Annotated in this window: 1 protein-coding gene; it reads right to left on the bottom strand. The window is 56.5% G+C overall.

What is annotated here, in order from left to right; translation table 11 throughout:
• Nucleotides 1-398: hypothetical protein (locus tag R0J87_RS18625; protein ID WP_498888056.1), on the bottom strand; the 398-nt coding region annotated here is incomplete at its 3' end.
• Nucleotides 399-418: the final 20 nt, after the last annotated feature.

The raw sequence follows: 418 nt of genomic DNA, 5'->3' as shown, positions 1-418 counted from the left end.
CGGCGACCACCTTGGAATGTCACCCTGAAATCGAAGAAGTGCTCCGAAGGCTTACCGTTGGGCAAGACGAACGGCAGCGATGCCAGCTGTTCTTCAATGTCCAGGAAGTCAGGACGGTAGATGAAGCACAGGGCAGCGTTGTGTTCATACAAGCTCGCGAAGCCGAGACGCTGTCGGCTCTCACCCCGGTGGAAGACCAACTCGCCGACGAAGTGCTTTTTCGTCGACTTAGGGATCGCGCGTTTTGCGCGACTGCGGAGAGGCTTGCGCGGTTGCGGATTGTGGGGAGCCTCGCTCTTGACGGAGCTGTTCTCGTCCATCTGAGTGCTCGAGAAGACCGATCCGTTCACGTGGGTTGTGGAGGAATGGTTGATAGAGTTGTTCTCGTCGTTCTGCATTAGTTCTTCTCTCTAGGCAC

The organism is Halomonas sp. SIMBA_159 (genome assembly GCF_046536035.1).
Classification (GTDB): domain Bacteria; phylum Pseudomonadota; class Gammaproteobacteria; order Pseudomonadales; family Halomonadaceae; genus Vreelandella; species Vreelandella venusta_A.
The sequence above is the reverse complement of the archived record's forward strand: the minus strand, read 5'-3'. Positions and strand labels throughout refer to the sequence as shown.